The sequence below is a fragment of the Pseudomonas sp. 1L-B-1-E-C1 genome (genome assembly GCF_057291835.1).
Window position 1 is genome coordinate 62,523 of the sequence record NZ_JBXAWN010000014.1, and the last position, 16,220, is coordinate 78,742.

Genomic DNA, 16,220 nt, shown 5'->3' on the forward strand with positions numbered 1-16,220 from the left:
CGTTACCGGAAAACAGGTGAGCCCATTCTAGGACGGCCCCGAATCCTCGTCGACCCACCGCCGCCCAAAGGAGGCAACGCTGCTGGCGCAAAATCCTGACGCAAATCATTCGGCGCAATTTGCAATTGCGTCATCCTCGCGGACTTTTTGCCTCTACGCTTCAGAGGCCAACGCCCTGATAGCGGAGTGTCCCGTGTTTGCAAATCTGTTGATCATTCTCGCCTCGTCGCTGGTGGTGATCGCCCTGTTCCGCCGCCTGCGACTGCCGCCGGTGCTGGGTTACCTGTGCGTGGGATTACTGGTCGGACCGAACGCGTTCGACTGGGTCAACGAGAGCGAACATCTGCCGGATGTCGCTGAGCTGGGCGTGGTGTTTCTGCTGTTCTCGCTGGGCCTGGAGTTTTCCCTGTCGAAGATGATTGCGCTGCGCCAAGTGGTGTTCCGCCTGGGCAGTCAGCAAGTGCTGATCAGTACAGCGCTGCTCGGCACACTTTTGATGGGGCTGGGCATGCCGCTGATGCCAGCGCTGTTGCTCGGTGCCGGTTTATCACTTTCATCCACGGCCATTGTGACCAAGGAGCTGGGCAGTCTCGGTGAAGTGTTCAGCAGCCACGGTCAGAACGCCGTCGGTGTATTGCTGTTTCAGGACGTCGTCGCGGTGTTGCTGCTGACGCTGGTGCCCGTATTCGCCGGCACCAGCGCCCAGCCCTGGTACTGGGCCTTGCCGTTGACACTGGGCAAAACCATGGTGCTGTTCTTCGGCCTGCTGCTCGCCAGTCGCTGGTTGCTGCCACGGCTGTTTCATGAAGTGGCGGCGTCCCGCTCGGCGGAGCTATTCGTTCTACTGGCACTGGTGATCGTGCTGCTCACCGCCTGGCTCACGCACCTGTTGGGTCTGTCACCCGCCCTCGGCGCGTTTCTCGCGGGCATGCTGCTTGGTGAAAGCCACTACAGGCACCAGATCGAAGCTGACATCCGGCCATTCCGCGACATCCTGCTCGGGGTGTTTTTCGTCAGCATCGGCATGCTGATCGACCTGCAACTGTTCGTCAGCCACAGCCTGTTGATCATCGCCCTGACCCTTGGCCTGATGCTGATCAAGGGCATCGTGGTGGCGCTGCTGGTGAAGTGGCGTGGCAGTGACAGCGAAACCGCGTGGCGCAGCGGCCTGGCGCTGGCCCAGGGCGGCGAGTTCTGTTTTGCGCTGATGGCGCAGATGCAGCAGAACAGCCTGCTACCGGCCGAACCGGGTGCCCTGCTGCTCGCGGCGACCTTCTGCTCGATGCTGCTCACGCCACTGCTTCTGCGCGCGGCGCCGCGCATTGCCGCCGCGCTGCATCACAAGCCCAATCAGGAAGCGCAGATCGAACAGATCAGCGCGCTCAACGCCGATCTCGACCAGCATGTGGTGATCTGCGGCTACGGTCGGGTTGGCCAGTCCATCGGGCGCTTTATGGGCAACGCGGGACAATCCTATGTCGCGCTGGACAACGACCCGGTGCGGGTACAGGAAGCCGCGTCCGCAGAAAGCGACGTGCATTACGGCGACTCGGCGCGTGGCGACCTGCTTGTTGCGGTGGGCCTGTTACGCGCCAGGCTGCTGGTGATTGCCGTCGATCAAAGTGATGTGGCGTTGCGCATACTTCGCGAAGCCCGCCGACTCAACCAACAGGTGCCGATTCTGGTGCGCACCCGCGACGACAGCCAGTCGGCCGAGTTGAGAGCGGCCGGCGCCACCGAGGTGGTGCCGGAGCTTCTGGAGTCGAGCCTGATGCTCGCTTCACACGCGCTGATCATGCTTGGCCTGCCCGCGCATAAAGTGCAGGAGAAAGTCGATCAGGTGCGCATCGATCGCTATCGCCTGCTCCATGGTTTCTATCCCGGAGCCAACGATGAGGAAATCTAGTCCTGACTCACCGCGCCGATCTTGTGCAGCGACAGGTCGGCGCCGTAATACTCTTGTTCCTGACTCAGGCGCAGCCCATGCAATGCCTTGATCGCGCCATAAACGACAAAGCCGCCAACCAGCGCCACCGCGACGCCGAGCGCGGTGCCGATCATCTGGCTGATCAGGCTGACCCCGCCGAGGCCACCCAGCGCGGTCTGACCAAAGATGCCGCAGGCAATCCCGCCCCAGGCGCCACACAGGCCGTGCAACGGCCATACACCCAAGACATCATCGATACGCCATTTGACTTGCGCAGCGGTAAAGCACCAGACAAACAAGGCCCCGGCAATCGCCCCCGTCACCAGCGCACCGACCGGATGCATCAGGTCGGAACCGGCGCAAATCGCCACCAGACCGGCCAACGGGCCGTTGTGCAGAAAGCCCGGGTCATTGCGCCCGACGATCAACGCCGCGACGGTGCCGCCGACCATGGCCATCAGCGAGTTGACCGCGACCAGGCCACTGACACCTTGCAGCGTCTGTGCGCTCATCACGTTGAAGCCGAACCAGCCGACAATCAGGATCCACGAACCCAATGCCAGAAATGGAATGCTCGACGGCGCGAACGCGACCAGGCGCCCATCGCGATAACGACCATTACGCGGCCCGAGCAGCAACACAGCGGCCAATGCCAGCCAACCGCCCATGGCATGCACCACCACCGAACCGGCGAAGTCGTGGAACGCCGCGCCAAACTGCGCCGCCAGCCAGCCTTGCAAACCGAAGTTGCCGTTCCAGATCAAGCCCTCGAAGAACGGATAGATAAACGCCACGATCAGCGCCGTCGCACACAACTGCGGGACGAAACGCGCGCGCTCGGCAATGCCGCCGGAAATGATCGCCGGGATCGCGGCAGCGAAGGTCAGCAGGAAGAAAAACTTCACCAGTCCATAGCCATGGTCGGCTGTAAGTACTGCAGCCGGTTGCATGAAGGTGACGCCATAGGAGATCCAATAGCCTATAAAGAAATAGGCCAGGGTCGAAACAGCGAAATCGCTGAGGATTTTCGACAATGCGTTGACCTGATTCTTCTGCCGGACCGTGCCGACTTCGAGAAAGGCGAAACCGGCGTGCATCGCCAGTACCATGACCGCGCCGATCAGAATGAACAACGTATTGGAGCTGTGAACCAGCGTGTCCACAGCGCTTTGCAGATTTTCCATGAGGAGGCAGACCCAAGGCTAAAAGGCACCAAAGCGGTTCGTGCGGGCATTTCATGCACCAAATTACGACTCACCAGTCATTCAACGGCAGGGTCGATGAACTCATTTGGCGCATGAATCGATGTCCGAACACGAACCGCCGGCAAATGAATTAGAGTTTTTCTGCTCGAACGCCCGGCAACAGCGCACTCACACCTGGCGACGCACCACGACACAGCAAAAGTTGTACCAGGCATTTGCACTGAACCTTCACGCAAGGCTCATACTCGAACGCTTCAACGCCACCTACGGAGATCCACCAATGGCCAGCATCAAGGCAAAGACTGCTCAAGAAATCCTGATGAACGACTTCCAGACCCTGGTCGCCGACACCGAACGCTTGCTCGAGCACACCAAGACCCTCGCTGGAGACCAGGCCGATGAGCTGCGCGCACAGATCCACGACAGCCTGTTGCGCGCCCGGGAAACTCTGAAAGTGACTGAAGACACGCTGCGCGAACGCGGCCAGGCGGCGGTCACCGCTACTGAAGATTATGTGTCGGCCAACCCATGGCAGTCGGTGGGCATCGCTGCCGGTGTCGGTTTCCTGATCGGCCTGCTGGCCACTCGGCGCTGATCATGTCGATCGGTGAATCCGGCCCGACTGCGGGCACCGCCTCCTCCACGCGTCGTCTCGGCGCCGCCGTTCTGGGCCTGCTGCACAGTCATGTCGAATTGTTCGGCATCGAATTGCAGGAGCAGAAATCACGCACTGTCAGCCTGCTGCTGTTCGCCGGTCTGGCACTGGTATTCGCCCTGCTGTTACTGGTGGGTCTGTCGACGCTGGTGATGATCATCTTCTGGGACACCTACCGCCTGGCGGCGATCATCGGCTTGTGCGTTTTCTATACGCTGGCGTCGATCTTCTGCGGCCTGCGTCTCAAAGCCGCGATTTTCGATGAGTCCTCGCCTTTCCACGGCACGCTCGAAGAGCTGGCCAACGACCGGGAGCGTCTGCTGCCATGAGCCTGCCTGAACTTCCGCACAACAGCTCGCGCCGGGAAATGCGCAAGGCACTGATCCGCCTGCGCATGGAAATGCACCGTCAGGAAATCCGTCACGAAACTGCGCAAGTGCTCCTGCCGTTACAGCGCATGCGTGGCATGAAGCAGAACGTGCAGGACGGTTTCGGTATCAAGCATGCGCCGTTGTGGGGCGTGGCGGCGGTAACGCTGCTGGGCTTCCTTACCGGCAAAGGCTCGAAACGCAGCGGCGGTGGCGGTCTGACCCGACTCCTGCGTCTCGGCTCCACGCTCGGACCGCTGATCAAACTGGTCATGCACAGCTCGGGCAAACGCTGAGTCGACGTCTCTGGCTACAATCTTGCAATAGCGGCGGGATGAATCTCCTTATCGGGGGTTCAATCCCGCGTGCCTGTCCGACAGACGCGGCCCAACGAACAATAAGATTAAGGACTTGCCGTGATCGACGGGCACCCGCTCGCCTGCTTTCAGCCTTTCATCGATACCGCCACCGGACGCATAGCAGGCGTTGAAGCACTCGGTCGCTTGCGCCAGAACGATGGTCAATTGAACTCCGTCGGACCATTGTTCGCCGATCCGCGCACCCCGGCCACTGCCCTGCGCCGTCTCGACCGGCAGATCCGTGACCACGCACTGAGCCGTCTGCATGAAGCGCCAGCCGAGTGGTTTCTCAGCCTGAACATGTCGCCACGCTGGATCAGCCGCCTGCGCGCCGACCAGGCCTTGCCCAGTCTCAAGCAACTGGCGCAACACGACATTGATCCGCAGCGGATTGTGTTTGAAATCACCGAACTGGGTGGCAATAGCGAACGCCTGGCCGACGTGGTCGCGCGCTACCGCGAGGCTGGAGCAAGAATCGCCATTGACGATTTCGGCGCCGGCTATTCGCAGCTGGATCGGGTGCTGGCCCTGCAACCGGACATTCTCAAACTCGACATGCGCCTGTTTCAGGCTGCTGCTCTTGGCGGTCCGAGCAGCGATGTGGTCAAAGCGCTCGCGCAGATGGCCGAGAAAACCGGCTGCTGGATCATCGCTGAAGGCGTCGAAACCGAAGCGCAGCTGAATTTCGCTCTGGAATGCGGCTCGCGCTACGTGCAGGGATTTCTCTTCGCCCGAGCGCAAGAAGAGTTCTTCGCTACGGATGCTTTCGTCGCACATTTCGCACAATTGCGACAACGCTACGTGAATCAGAAACTCAGCGAGCGAGGGCGGCTGATGCAGATGCGCCAACAGCTCAGCGAGTTGATGGCGATTCTGCAGCAATGGGCGCAGGCCCGCGCGCCGCTTAGCGCGCTACCTCAACTGCAGGCGTTTCCGTGGCTGCTGCGTTTTTATCAGTGTGATCGTCACGGCACCCAGCTGACACCCAACCTGGAATGGCATCACGACGGCTGGTTCGCCGATGATCGCTACCTGGGGCATAACTGGTCGTGGCGACCGTACTTCTACCATCTGCTCGCCGAAGGCTGGGAAGAACGCCGCCTGACCCTGTCCAGTACCTATCGCGATGCCACCAGCAACCAGTATTGCCTGACCGCCGGGCAGTTCTTCGACAACGGTGAACGCCTGCTGTTGATCGATATCGACGCAGCGGGCCTGTAGTTCTGCTTGCAGGCACGGGGCCGAACCGGGAAGCTAGGGCGATCAGTCACCAGACGGAGAGAATCAGCCTTGGATTGGCCTACCCTGCTTAACCGCGAACGCCTCGGCAAGCCGCTGCACAGCCCGCAAGAACTCGGCCGCAGCCCCTTCCACAAAGACCATGACCGCATCATTTTCTCCGGCGCGTTCCGCCGCCTCGGGCGCAAGACCCAGGTCCACCCGGTCACCAGCAACGATCACATTCACACGCGCCTGACCCACTCGCTGGAAGTCAGCTGCGTCGGGCGGTCGCTGGGCATGCGTGTCGGTGAAACCTTGCGCAGTGCGCTGCCGGAATGGTGCGACCCGGCCGACCTGGGCATGGTCGTGCAATCGGCCTGCCTGGCTCACGATATCGGCAACCCGCCGTTCGGCCATTCCGGCGAAGACGCCATTCGCCACTGGTTTCAACAAGCCGCCGGGCGCGGCTGGCTCGATGGCATGAGCGAAGCCGAGCGCGGTGACTTCCTCAATTTCGAGGGCAATGCTCAAGGCTTTCGCGTGCTGACGCAGTTGGAATATCACCAGTTCGATGGCGGCACCCGCCTGACCTACGCGACGCTGGGCACCTATCTGAAGTACCCGTGGACCGCGCGCCACGCTGATTCCCTCGGCTACAAGAAACACAAGTTCGGCTGCTATCAGAGCGAGCTGCCGCTGCTCGAACAGATCGCTCACAAGCTCGGCCTGCCGCAAATCGAAGACCAGCGCTGGGCACGCCATCCATTGGTCTACCTGATGGAGGCGGCCGATGACATCTGCTATGCGCTGATCGATCTCGAAGACGGTCTGGAAATGGAGCTGCTCGAATACGCCGAAGTCGAGTCGTTGCTGCTCGGCCTGGTCGGCGACGACTTGCCGGAAACCTATCGTCAGCTCGGACCGCAGGATTCCCGCCGGCGCAAACTGGCGATCCTGCGCGGCAAAGCCATCGAACACCTGACCAACGCGGCGGCGCGGGCGTTTGTCGAACAGCACGATGCTCTGCTTGCCGGCACGCTGCACGGCGATCTGGTCGAGCATATGCATGGGCCGGCGAAGCGCTGCGTGTTGAACGCCAAGGACATCGCCCGCAAGAAGATCTTCCAGGACAAACGCAAGACGCTGCATGAAATAGGCGCGTACACGACGCTGGAGATTCTGCTCAATTCGTTCTGCGGCGCTGCGCTGGAGCAGCACAACGGTCGCACGCCGTCGTTCAAGAGCAGGCGCATCCTTGACTTGCTCGGCAACAACGCGCCGGACCCGCAGGGCTCGCTGCACAGTTCGTTTCTGCGCATGATCGATTTCATTGCAGGTATGACTGACAGTTACGCCAGTGACATGGCGCTGGAAATGACCGGGCGTTCGAGCCATTGACCATCACCGCATTCAGCCGGCTGTTGATCAGGCCGGCTGAATGCCGAGTGACGTCTTCCAACATAAACGTCTGTAACGCACCTTTTTAATCCTGCCCAAGTGCAATTTCGCTGAAGGCATCTAAATACAACAAACAGCGCTGCGTTAAACACAACTTTAAACACTGGCAAAATATTTGAAGATCGCTTATTGGCCACGGATGAATTTCTATTCATAGCCAGCGACAGCCCCGCACTTCCTTACGCCAAACCTAATTTTGACGTAGTCCATTTCCTCATTACACGTAGGACTAATCCGATAACGTAGTCGCGACACTACCAGTCCATGCGAGTGTTCATGCATCTGAGCTAAGGTGCGCGCTTTATTCATGCTTGCATGGGACTCTATTTATGAACTCCGTTTTTATTGTCGACGATCATCCGGTGATCCGCCTCGCCGTGCGAATGCTCCTGGAACATGAAGGTTACAAGGTCGTCGGTGAGACCGATAACGGTGTCGATGCCATGCAGATGGTCCGTGAATCCATGCCCGACCTGGTGATCCTCGATATCAGTATTCCCAAACTGGACGGCCTTGAAGTCCTGGCCCGCTTCAACACCATGGGCGCGAACTTCAAGATCCTGATTCTGACAGCACAGTGCCCTACGCTGTTCGGCATTCGCTGTATGCAGTCCGGAGCATCGGGATATGTCTGTAAGCAGGAAGACTTGAGCGAACTGGTCAGCGCAATAAAAGCAGTACTCTCCGGTTATAACTATTTCCCCAGCCAGGCACTCAATCCGGTTCGCAGCGATGACATTCGATATGCCGAACTTGAATTATTCAAATCCGTCAATGATCGCGAATTGATGGTGCTGCAGTTATTTGCGCAGGGGCGCACCAACAAGGAAATCGCCAAGGGCATGTTTCTAAGTAACAAGACCGTCAGCACTTACAAAAAACGCCTGATGCAAAAGCTCAAAGCCAGATCCCTTGTAGAACTTATCGAGATGGCCAAACGCAACGCACTTGTGTGAGACCCCGCATGCCCAGCCGTCTAAAGGAATACTTGATTGCCTTGAGCGCAGCCCTGTGCCTGAGCGCCAATGCATCTGCCACGTCAGGCGCTTCACCTGACTACGCCTTGCTCAGCCGCTCGGCAACCGAAGCCGTCCAGATCGTTCTGCAACCGCCTCAACAGCAATGGCGGCAGGCCCGCAGTGAACTGATACTGGGCGCTTCCGCACCTGACTATCCGCCGTTCGACATGACCGTCAGTGGCAAGGACTACGAAGGGCTCACCGCCGACTACGCAGGTATCCTCGGCCAGGCCATCGGACTACCGATCCGGGTGCGACGTTTCCCTTCTCGCGATGCTGCAATTCGCGCCTTGGTCGACGGCCAGATCGACCTGCTTGGCACAGCGAACGGTTACGAAGCGGGCAACGCCAATCTCGCGCTCTCCAGACCTTACGCGGTCGATCAGCCAGTACTGGTGACCCGCGAGGATGAAACCCGCTCTTTAACCGACGGCCTCGCCGGACTGCGCCTGAGCATGGTGTATCACTATCTGCCGCTGCCCGAGATCAAAGCGCTGTATCCCAAGGCGCTGATTACCTGCTATCCGTCCTATCAGAACGCAATCAATGCCGTCGCCTTCGATCAGGCCGACGTGTTTCTCGGCGATACCCTTTCCACCCATTACATGATCAACAAGGGGTATCTCAACAATGTGCGAATGGCCAATTTCGGCAAGCAGGAAGCCCAGGGGTTCAGCTTCGCCGTGCGGCGCGCCAATCCACAGCTGTTGAGCATTATCGACACGGTGCTCGAAGCAATCCCTGGCAGTCAGCGCGAGGACATCGCCAAACGCTGGAGCGCCGGCAGCGACCTGCTGCTCACCGACAGAAAACTCCAGCTGACGGATCGTGAGGAGAAGTGGCTCAAGCAGCATCCCGTCGTCAGCGTGGTGGTCAATGAGGCCTATGCGCCGCTGACCTTCTTCGACAGCGCCGGCAATTTTCGCGGCATCAGTGCCGATCTCCTCGAGCTGATCCGCTTGCGGACCGGATTGCGTTTCGAGATTCAGCGCAGTCGCAACGATGCGGAAATGATCAGGCAGATCAACGAGCACAAAGCCGATCTGATCGCTGCCTTGCTGCCAAGTGCCGAACGCGAAAAAAACCTGAGTTTCAGCCGTCCTTATCTGGAAAATTCCTATGTGCTGCTGACGCGCAAAAGCGCCGACGGCCCGACCAACCTGGCGCAACTCAAAGGCAAGCGGTTGGCAATCGCTCAAGGCAACCCGCTCATAGAAAGCCTGCGACAAGAACACCCGGGCATCGAATTGATTGAAACACCTGACACTTTCAGCGCCGTGTCGATGCTCGCGGAAAATCACGTCGACGGTGCCGTGAACTCATTGGTGATCGCCAACTACTTCATTTCATCGCGCATCTTTGCCCGCCCCCTGCAGATCACCACCACGATCGGCACCGGCCAGGCCGCCTTCTCGCTGGCGACTGCGCGTGACAACACCGAACTCGCCTCGATCATCAACAAGGCACTGCTGAGCATCGCTCCGGAAGAACTCGGTGTGATCAACGGTCGCTGGCGTGGTTACTCCACCGCTTCGCAGAACATCTGGCAAAACTACCAGCGCCTGTTCTACCAAGTGATCGCCGCCGCCGGGCTGATCCTGCTGCTGTTACTCACCTGGAACGCCTACATGCGCCACCAGATCAAACAGCGCCAGGCAGCCGAACGCGCGTTGAACGATCAGCTGGAGTTCATGCGTTCGCTGGTCAACGGCACGCCGCATCCGATTTACGTGCGGGACCGACAGGGCCTGTTGCAAAGTTGCAACGACAGTTATCTCGAAGTATTCAACGCCAGACGCGAAGACATCATTGGCAAAGGCGTCATGCAGGGCACGCTGAGCAATGCCTTCGAAGCTCAGGCGTTTCAGGCCGATTATCAGAGGGTCATTGCCGAAGGCATTCCTCTGATACTCGACCGCCCCTTGCACATCGGCAACCGCCGCTTGACGATCTACCACTGGATCCTTCCCTATCGCGACTCCAGCGGCGTGGTCAAAGGGATCATTGGTGGCTGGATCGATATCAGCGAACGCCGCCAATTGTTTGAAGAACTGCGCGCGGCAAAAGAGCGGGCGGACGAGGCGAATCGGGCCAAGAGCACGTTCCTGGCGACCATGAGCCACGAAATCCGTACGCCGATGAACGCCGTGATCGGCATGCTCGAACTGACCCTCAAACGCATTGAGCCGCAGCATCCGGATCGCCCGTCGATCGACACCGCGTACCATTCGGCCAAGGATCTGTTAGGGCTGATTGGCGATATTCTCGACATTGCCCGGATTGAGTCCGGGCGGCTGAGCCTGTGCCCGGAATGGATCAATCTGGTCGACACGGTGACGTCCGTCGCGCGCATCTTCGACGGCCTCGCGCGGCAGAAAAACCTTATCCTGCAAGTCGTCTTCAACCCGCCTGATCCGGCTGTGGATGTACACCTGGATCCGCTGCGCTTCAAGCAGGTGTTGTCCAATCTGGTCAGCAACGCGATCAAGTTCACCGAGCACGGGCACGTGCGGATTACTCTGGATCTGATGACGTCGGATACACCGGCACGGGCGTTGGTACAACTGACCGTGCAGGACAGCGGCGTTGGTATCAGTGCCGAAGATCAGCAACGCTTGTTCGAACCGTTTGCCCAGGCGGAAAATGCCAGCCCTCAAGCCAGAAGCGGCGCAGGACTGGGACTTGTCATCAGCCGCAACCTCTGCGAGATGATGGGCGGAAAGATGCAGCTGAGCAGCCAGCTGGGCATTGGCACTCAGGTCTGTGTGTCGCTGCCGCTGGACAGCCTGCCAGCGCAGGTCACTCCGGCAAGAAACGAGGCCGTGATCAAGCCTTCTGCAACGCCTCTGCATGTACTGGTCGTCGACGACCACCCGGCCAACCGCTTGCTGATGTGTCAACAGCTGGAGTTCCTCGGGCATCGGTTCAGCATTGCCGAGGATGGCTGCAATGGCCTGGAACTGTGGAAAACCGCGCAGTTCGACCTGGTGATCGTCGATTGCAACATGCCATTGATGAACGGTTACGAGATGACCCGTGCGATTCGCCAGTTGGAGCTGCAAAATCGCCGACCGCCGTGCACGGTACTGGGGTTCACCGCCAATGCTCAGCCCGAGGAAGTCCAGCGCTGCAAACTCGCCGGCATGAATGATTGCCTGTTCAAGCCGCTGAGTCTGACCTTGCTCGGGCAGTGGATCGACGGGATCACGCCGACTTCGCCCGCACCGGTCTTCGACCTGCAGAGCCTGAGCCTGCTGACCGGCAGCAACCCGGCGCAGACGCGCCGCATGCTCGTGGAGCTGCTCAAAAGCAGCCGCCTCGACCGCCAGGAACTGCTCGCGCTGTCGCCCGAGGACGATCGCGAAGCGCTGGCCGTGGTCGCCCACAAGATCAAGGGCGCGGCACGCATTGCGCAGGCCACGCGGTTGATCGAATGTTGCGATGCCCTCGAAGAGGCTTGCCTGCACGCGCTCGCCACGCAGGAGATCGCCCGCCGCTGTGCGGCCACAAGTCAGGCGATGCTCGACCTGGAACAGGCTCTGCAGCATCAATTGTCGCTGGCTGATCAAGGCACACTGAGCGAGTCTTAACTATGCTTGGGCGCTGAGCAGTGAGTCGAACATTCATGGAGAGCCTGAAATGCCCAGCCCACTGCGCCACGAGCAGCGCCGCTTGCCGCTGCATGTGCACATCAGCGTCATGTTCACCTTTCTCTTGTTGCTCACCGGCGTGGTGCTGGGCCTGTTCAATTATCACCAGACCACGCAAATCATCCTGTCGAGCAGCGAGAAACTGTTCGATCGTATCGAACAGGATGTGCGCCTGGACCTGCAGGCTACCTACCAACCGATCCGTCATCTGCTGAGTCTGCTGGCGGACACGCCGGCCGCTCAGTCTGCCGATCTTGAACAACGTCTGGCCCTGCTCAAGCCGTTCAGCCAGTCACTCACCGACAACCCGGCACTGGCTTCGCTGTATCTGGGTTACGCCAATGGCGATTTCTTCATGGTGCGTGCGCTACGTACGGTGGCCCTCAAGGCCCAGCTCCAGGCACCGCAAGCCGCGGCATATCAGGTCTGGAGCATTGAACATGACTTGCAGGGCGTGGCGCGCTCGCAATCGCTGTTCTTCGATCAGGCACTGACGCCGATCAGCCGTCGCGATCATCTCCAAGACTTGTACGATCCACGCAGCCGAGCCTGGTTTAACGATGCCCTGCACCAGGCCGGACAGATCACCACCGAACCCTACGTATTTTTCTCCACTCACAACGTGGGCACCACACTGGCCCGGCGCAGCAGCGAGAACGCCGTGATTGGCGCCGACCTGACTCTCGCTTCGCTGTCGACCGCCCTCGGCAAGCATCGCGTTACACCTTCGACAGAGATCGCGTTATACGACGCCGGCGGCAATGCCGTGGCCTACCCCGACAGCCATCGCCTGATCGTCGATGATCGCAGCGCACGGCTGGCCAGAGCGTCCGATTTGAGCCCAGAGCTGAACGCGCTGCTCACCTCCGACACTATCGGCAAGCGTCTACAGGTAAACAACCGACAGTGGATTGTTGCGCGCACAAGCATTGAGGAAGGCGGGCCGAAAGGCCTGCAACTCGCGCTGCTGGTGCCCGAAGACGAGTTGCTGGCGGACGCTTTTCGCATGCGTTGGCAGGGCGCGCTGATCACTCTGGCCATACTGTTGCTGTGCCTGCCACTGGGCTGGGTGATTTCGCGGATTCTGGTCAAGCCGCTGCACGCACTGGTCAAGGAAGCCGATGCCATTCGCAGCTTCGACTTCAATTTTCCACTGGCGCGACGCTCTCTCGTACTGGAAGTCGACCAATTGAGCCTGTCGATGGCGCGGATGAAAGAGACGCTGGGAAGTTTCTTCCGCATCACCGATAGCCTGTGCGCCGAAACGCGTTTCGCCCCGCTGCTCGAACGCGTGCTGTTCGAAACCGTACAGATCGCCCAGGCGCAGGCCGGTCTGATCTATCTGCGTGAAGCCGACGGTGCGCGCATGGAACCTTATGGACTGGTAATTGATGGCGTACCGCAGGCGCTGGAAGCGTTCGATATTCAGGGACGAGAGCTGCATAAAAACAACGGGCCGGCGTGGTTCGAACAATTGGCCAGCGCCGACAATACAGTCAGCCATCTGGGCTTCGATCAAGCCGGCGACTTGCAGAAAATTCTGCTGGCCATGCAATCACCGCGCATCCACCTGATCGGTATCCGCCTGCACAACCAGCACGACGAGACCATCGGTCTGTTGATTCTGCTGGTCAATGACAGCGGCGCGCCGAGTGATCTGGAAAAGCTGCGGCCCGACCGTATAGCCTTCTTGCAAGCGGTCTCCGGCGCGGCGGCGGTGAGCATCGAAAGTCAGCGCCTGCAAGCTCGGCAAAAACAGTTGCTCGATGCGTTCATTCAATTGCTCGCCAGCGCGATCGATGCCAAGAGCCCGTACACCGGGGGACATTGCCAGCGCGTACCGGAGCTGACACTAATGCTCGCCCAGGCCGCTGCCGGCAGCCACGACCCGGCGTTCAGCGCCTACCAGCCCAGTGAGGATGAGTGGGAGGCCCTGCACATCGCTGCGTGGCTGCACGATTGCGGCAAGGTCACGACGCCGGAATACGTGGTCGACAAAGCCACCAAACTCGAGACCATCAACGACCGCATCCACGAAATCCGTACCCGCTTCGAAGTACTCAAGCGTGATGTCTGGATCAACTACTGGCAAACGCTGGCGAGCGGTGCTGACGAGGCTGCGCTGGCCCGCGCGCGCGACAGTGAGTTGCTGATGCTCGACGACGACTTTGCCTTTGTCGCCCGCTGCAATCTTGGTGGCGAAGCCATGGCCGAGGCTGATCTGCAACGCCTCGATCAAGTCGCCCAACGCACCTGGATGCGCACGCTGGATGATCGTCTGGGCGTGTCGTGGGAAGAAAACCGCCGTCAGGCAAAAACTTCGCCGCCCACGCTACCCGTCAGCGAAAGACTCCTGGCGGACAAACCCGAACACTTGATCGAGCGCGACAAGAGCGAGTTGATTCCGCAAGACAATCCGTGGGGATTCAAACTGGATGTGCCCGAATACAAATACAACCGCGGCGAGCTGTACAACCTGAAGATCGCTCGCGGCACGCTGACCCGCGAAGAGCGTTACATCATCAATCACCACATGGTGCAGACCATCATGATGCTCAGCCATCTACCCTTCCCCGGTCACCTCGACAGCATTGCCGAGATCGCTGGGGGCCACCATGAAAAAATGGACGGCACCGGGTACCCCAAACGCCTGAAACGCGAGGAAATGAGCCTGCCCGCCAGGATGATGGCGATTGCCGATATTTTCGAAGCGCTGACAGCGGCTGATCGCCCCTACAAGAAAGCCAAGCCGTTGAGCGAGGCCCTGGGAATCATGGCGACCATGTGCCGCGAAGCACACATCGATGCGCCGCTGTTCGGCTTGTTCATCAGCGAAGGGGTGTACATGAAGTACGCGACGCGGTTTCTCGATCCCGCGCAAATCGACAGCGTGGATACGGCCAGCCTGTTGCACAAGGCTGGCCTCAGCGGCTGATCAGCAGTCGGTCAGGCGCAGGAAAATCGCCGCCAGCTGCTCGATACCTGCCTGATCTTCGGCGCCGAAACGCGCCAGTTTCGGGCTGTCGAGGTCGAGCACACCGATCAGGCGTCCGTCCTTGACCAACGGCACCACCAGTTCGCTGTTGGACGCGCTGTCGCAGGCGATGTGGCCCGGGAAGGCATGTACATCCTCGACGCGCTGGGTTTGCAGGCTGGCAGCAGCAGCGCCGCACACACCGCGCCCGAACGGGATGCGCACGCAAGCGATCTGGCCCTGAAACGGGCCGAGCACCAGCTCTTCGTTGCGATTGAGGTAGAAACCGGCCCAGTTCAGATCATCGAGCTGGTTGAACAGGAATGCGGAAAACTGCGCGGCATTGGCGATGAAATCGCGTTCGTCCGCCAGCAGCGATTCCAGTTGCGCGGCCAACATACCGTAGCCTTCGAGGCCCTGGCCGCTGTGTTGCAAATCAATCATGCCTTGTGCTCCAGCAATTTCAGTCCCACCCAGTAGCGGGCGAATTGATACGCGCAACGTCCGTTGCGATTACCGCGGCCGGTGGCCCAGCGCACGGCGAGGATGTCCAGTGCTTCGTCGCGCTGCCAGCTCAGGCCGGCCCTGGCGGCCAACTGGCCGATCCAGTGTTCGACGACATTGAGGAAGTGCTCTTGCGTGAACGGATAAAACGACAGCCACAGACCGAAACGGTCCGACAGGGCAATCTTGTCCTCCACCGCTTCGCTAGGGTGAAGTTCACCGTCGACACGCTTCCAGTTTTCATTGTCGCTTTCCTTTTCCGGGACGAGGTGACGGCGGTTGGAAGTGGCGTACAGCAAGACGTTGTCGGGGGCCTGCTCGAGCGATCCGTCGAGCACGCTTTTCAGCACGCGGTAGTCGCCTTCACCGGATTCGAACGACAAATCGTCGCAGAACAGCACGAAACGTTGTGGCAACTTGGCAATCTGCTCGACCACCCGTGGCAAGTCGGCCAAGTGATCGCGTTCGATCTCGATCAGACGCAGGCCGGCACCGGCGTGCTCGGCGAGCAACGCACGCACCAGCGAAGACTTGCCGGTACCGCGCGAGCCCCAGAGCAAGGCGTGGTTGGCGGGCATGCCATCAAGAAATTGTTGTGTGTTGCGCCCCAACTGCTCCAACTGCCGGTCGACGCCGATCAGGTCGGACAGGCGCATGTCGAGGCTGACTTCCAGCGGCAACAGGTAACCGCTGCGACCGTCACGCTGCCAGCGCGCTGCCAGGCATGTGTTCCAGTCAATGACAGGACGTGGTGCCGGCAACAGCGGTTCGATCCGCGCCAGAACCGACTCGGCGCGTTCAAGAAAAGCATTCAATCGGGAATCCACGTCTTCTCCTCGGGCACTTTCACAGTGATGATGACTATCGAGCGACGACACAC

The 16,220-nt window shown here is 59.9% G+C and carries 12 protein-coding genes; 9 read left to right on the forward strand and 3 right to left on the reverse strand.

Annotated features, from left to right (window positions below):
• Positions 1-193: 193 nt before the first annotated feature.
• Positions 194-1,906 (forward strand): cation:proton antiporter, encoded by a 1,713-nt coding sequence (locus AC0Z4S_RS22870; RefSeq protein ID WP_485624704.1) that lies wholly within the window; start codon positions 194-196, stop codon positions 1,904-1,906.
• Here AC0Z4S_RS22870 and AC0Z4S_RS22875 read toward each other — a convergent pair.
• The gene (locus tag AC0Z4S_RS22875; protein WP_485624705.1) at positions 1,903-3,111 is read right to left on the reverse strand and encodes an ammonium transporter; all 1,209 of its coding nucleotides are present in this window, start codon (positions 3,109-3,111) and stop codon (positions 1,903-1,905) included. The two genes, AC0Z4S_RS22870 and AC0Z4S_RS22875, sit on opposite strands and share 4 nt — an antisense overlap.
• Before the next feature lie 301 nt (positions 3,112-3,412).
• On the opposite strand from AC0Z4S_RS22875, the gene AC0Z4S_RS22880 reads away from it, so the two are divergent.
• The 8 genes from AC0Z4S_RS22880 (at position 3,413) to AC0Z4S_RS22915 (ending at position 14,797) form a co-directional block, all read left to right on the forward strand.
• Positions 3,413-3,727: an ElaB/YgaM/YqjD family protein gene (locus AC0Z4S_RS22880; protein WP_016770842.1), complete on the forward strand. Its 315-nt coding sequence runs from the start codon at positions 3,413-3,415 to the stop codon at positions 3,725-3,727.
• Positions 3,728-3,729: 2 nt separating this feature from the next.
• Complete coding sequence (locus AC0Z4S_RS22885) at positions 3,730-4,116, forward strand: phage holin family protein (RefSeq protein WP_008079909.1); 387 nt, start codon at positions 3,730-3,732, stop codon at positions 4,114-4,116.
• A complete protein-coding gene (locus AC0Z4S_RS22890) occupies positions 4,113-4,451 on the forward strand; it encodes a hypothetical protein (protein WP_485624706.1) in 339 nt (112 codons plus the stop codon). The genes AC0Z4S_RS22885 and AC0Z4S_RS22890 overlap by 4 nt, the downstream gene beginning before the upstream one ends.
• Positions 4,452-4,571: 120 nt before the next feature.
• On the forward strand, positions 4,572-5,735 hold the full coding sequence (locus AC0Z4S_RS22895; RefSeq protein WP_485624707.1) for an EAL domain-containing protein: 1,164 nt from the start codon (positions 4,572-4,574) through the stop codon (positions 5,733-5,735).
• A 69-nt stretch (positions 5,736-5,804) separates the two neighbouring features.
• Positions 5,805-7,133, forward strand: a complete 1,329-nt coding sequence (locus AC0Z4S_RS22900) for a deoxyguanosinetriphosphate triphosphohydrolase (protein ID WP_485624708.1) — start codon at positions 5,805-5,807, stop codon at positions 7,131-7,133.
• Between the two features lie 389 nt (positions 7,134-7,522).
• Entirely contained in the window at positions 7,523-8,149 is a 627-nt protein-coding gene (locus AC0Z4S_RS22905; RefSeq protein WP_253504014.1) for a response regulator transcription factor, read from the forward strand.
• An 8-nt stretch (positions 8,150-8,157) separates the two neighbouring features.
• The gene (locus tag AC0Z4S_RS22910) at positions 8,158-11,802 is read left to right on the forward strand and encodes a transporter substrate-binding domain-containing protein (protein WP_485624709.1); all 3,645 of its coding nucleotides are present in this window, start codon (positions 8,158-8,160) and stop codon (positions 11,800-11,802) included.
• A 49-nt stretch (positions 11,803-11,851) separates the two neighbouring features.
• The gene (locus AC0Z4S_RS22915) at positions 11,852-14,797 is read left to right on the forward strand and encodes an HD-GYP domain-containing protein (RefSeq protein ID WP_485624710.1); all 2,946 of its coding nucleotides are present in this window, start codon (positions 11,852-11,854) and stop codon (positions 14,795-14,797) included.
• Here the strand turns inward: AC0Z4S_RS22915 and AC0Z4S_RS22920 are convergent, their stop codons facing one another.
• Positions 14,798-15,280, reverse strand: a complete 483-nt coding sequence (locus tag AC0Z4S_RS22920; RefSeq protein ID WP_039759879.1) for a GAF domain-containing protein — start codon at positions 15,278-15,280, stop codon at positions 14,798-14,800.
• Positions 15,277-16,167 (reverse strand): ATP-binding protein, encoded by an 891-nt coding sequence (locus AC0Z4S_RS22925; protein WP_485624711.1) that lies wholly within the window; start codon positions 16,165-16,167, stop codon positions 15,277-15,279. Before AC0Z4S_RS22925 ends, AC0Z4S_RS22920 begins: the two co-directional genes overlap by 4 nt.
• Between the last annotated feature and the right edge of the window lie 53 nt (positions 16,168-16,220).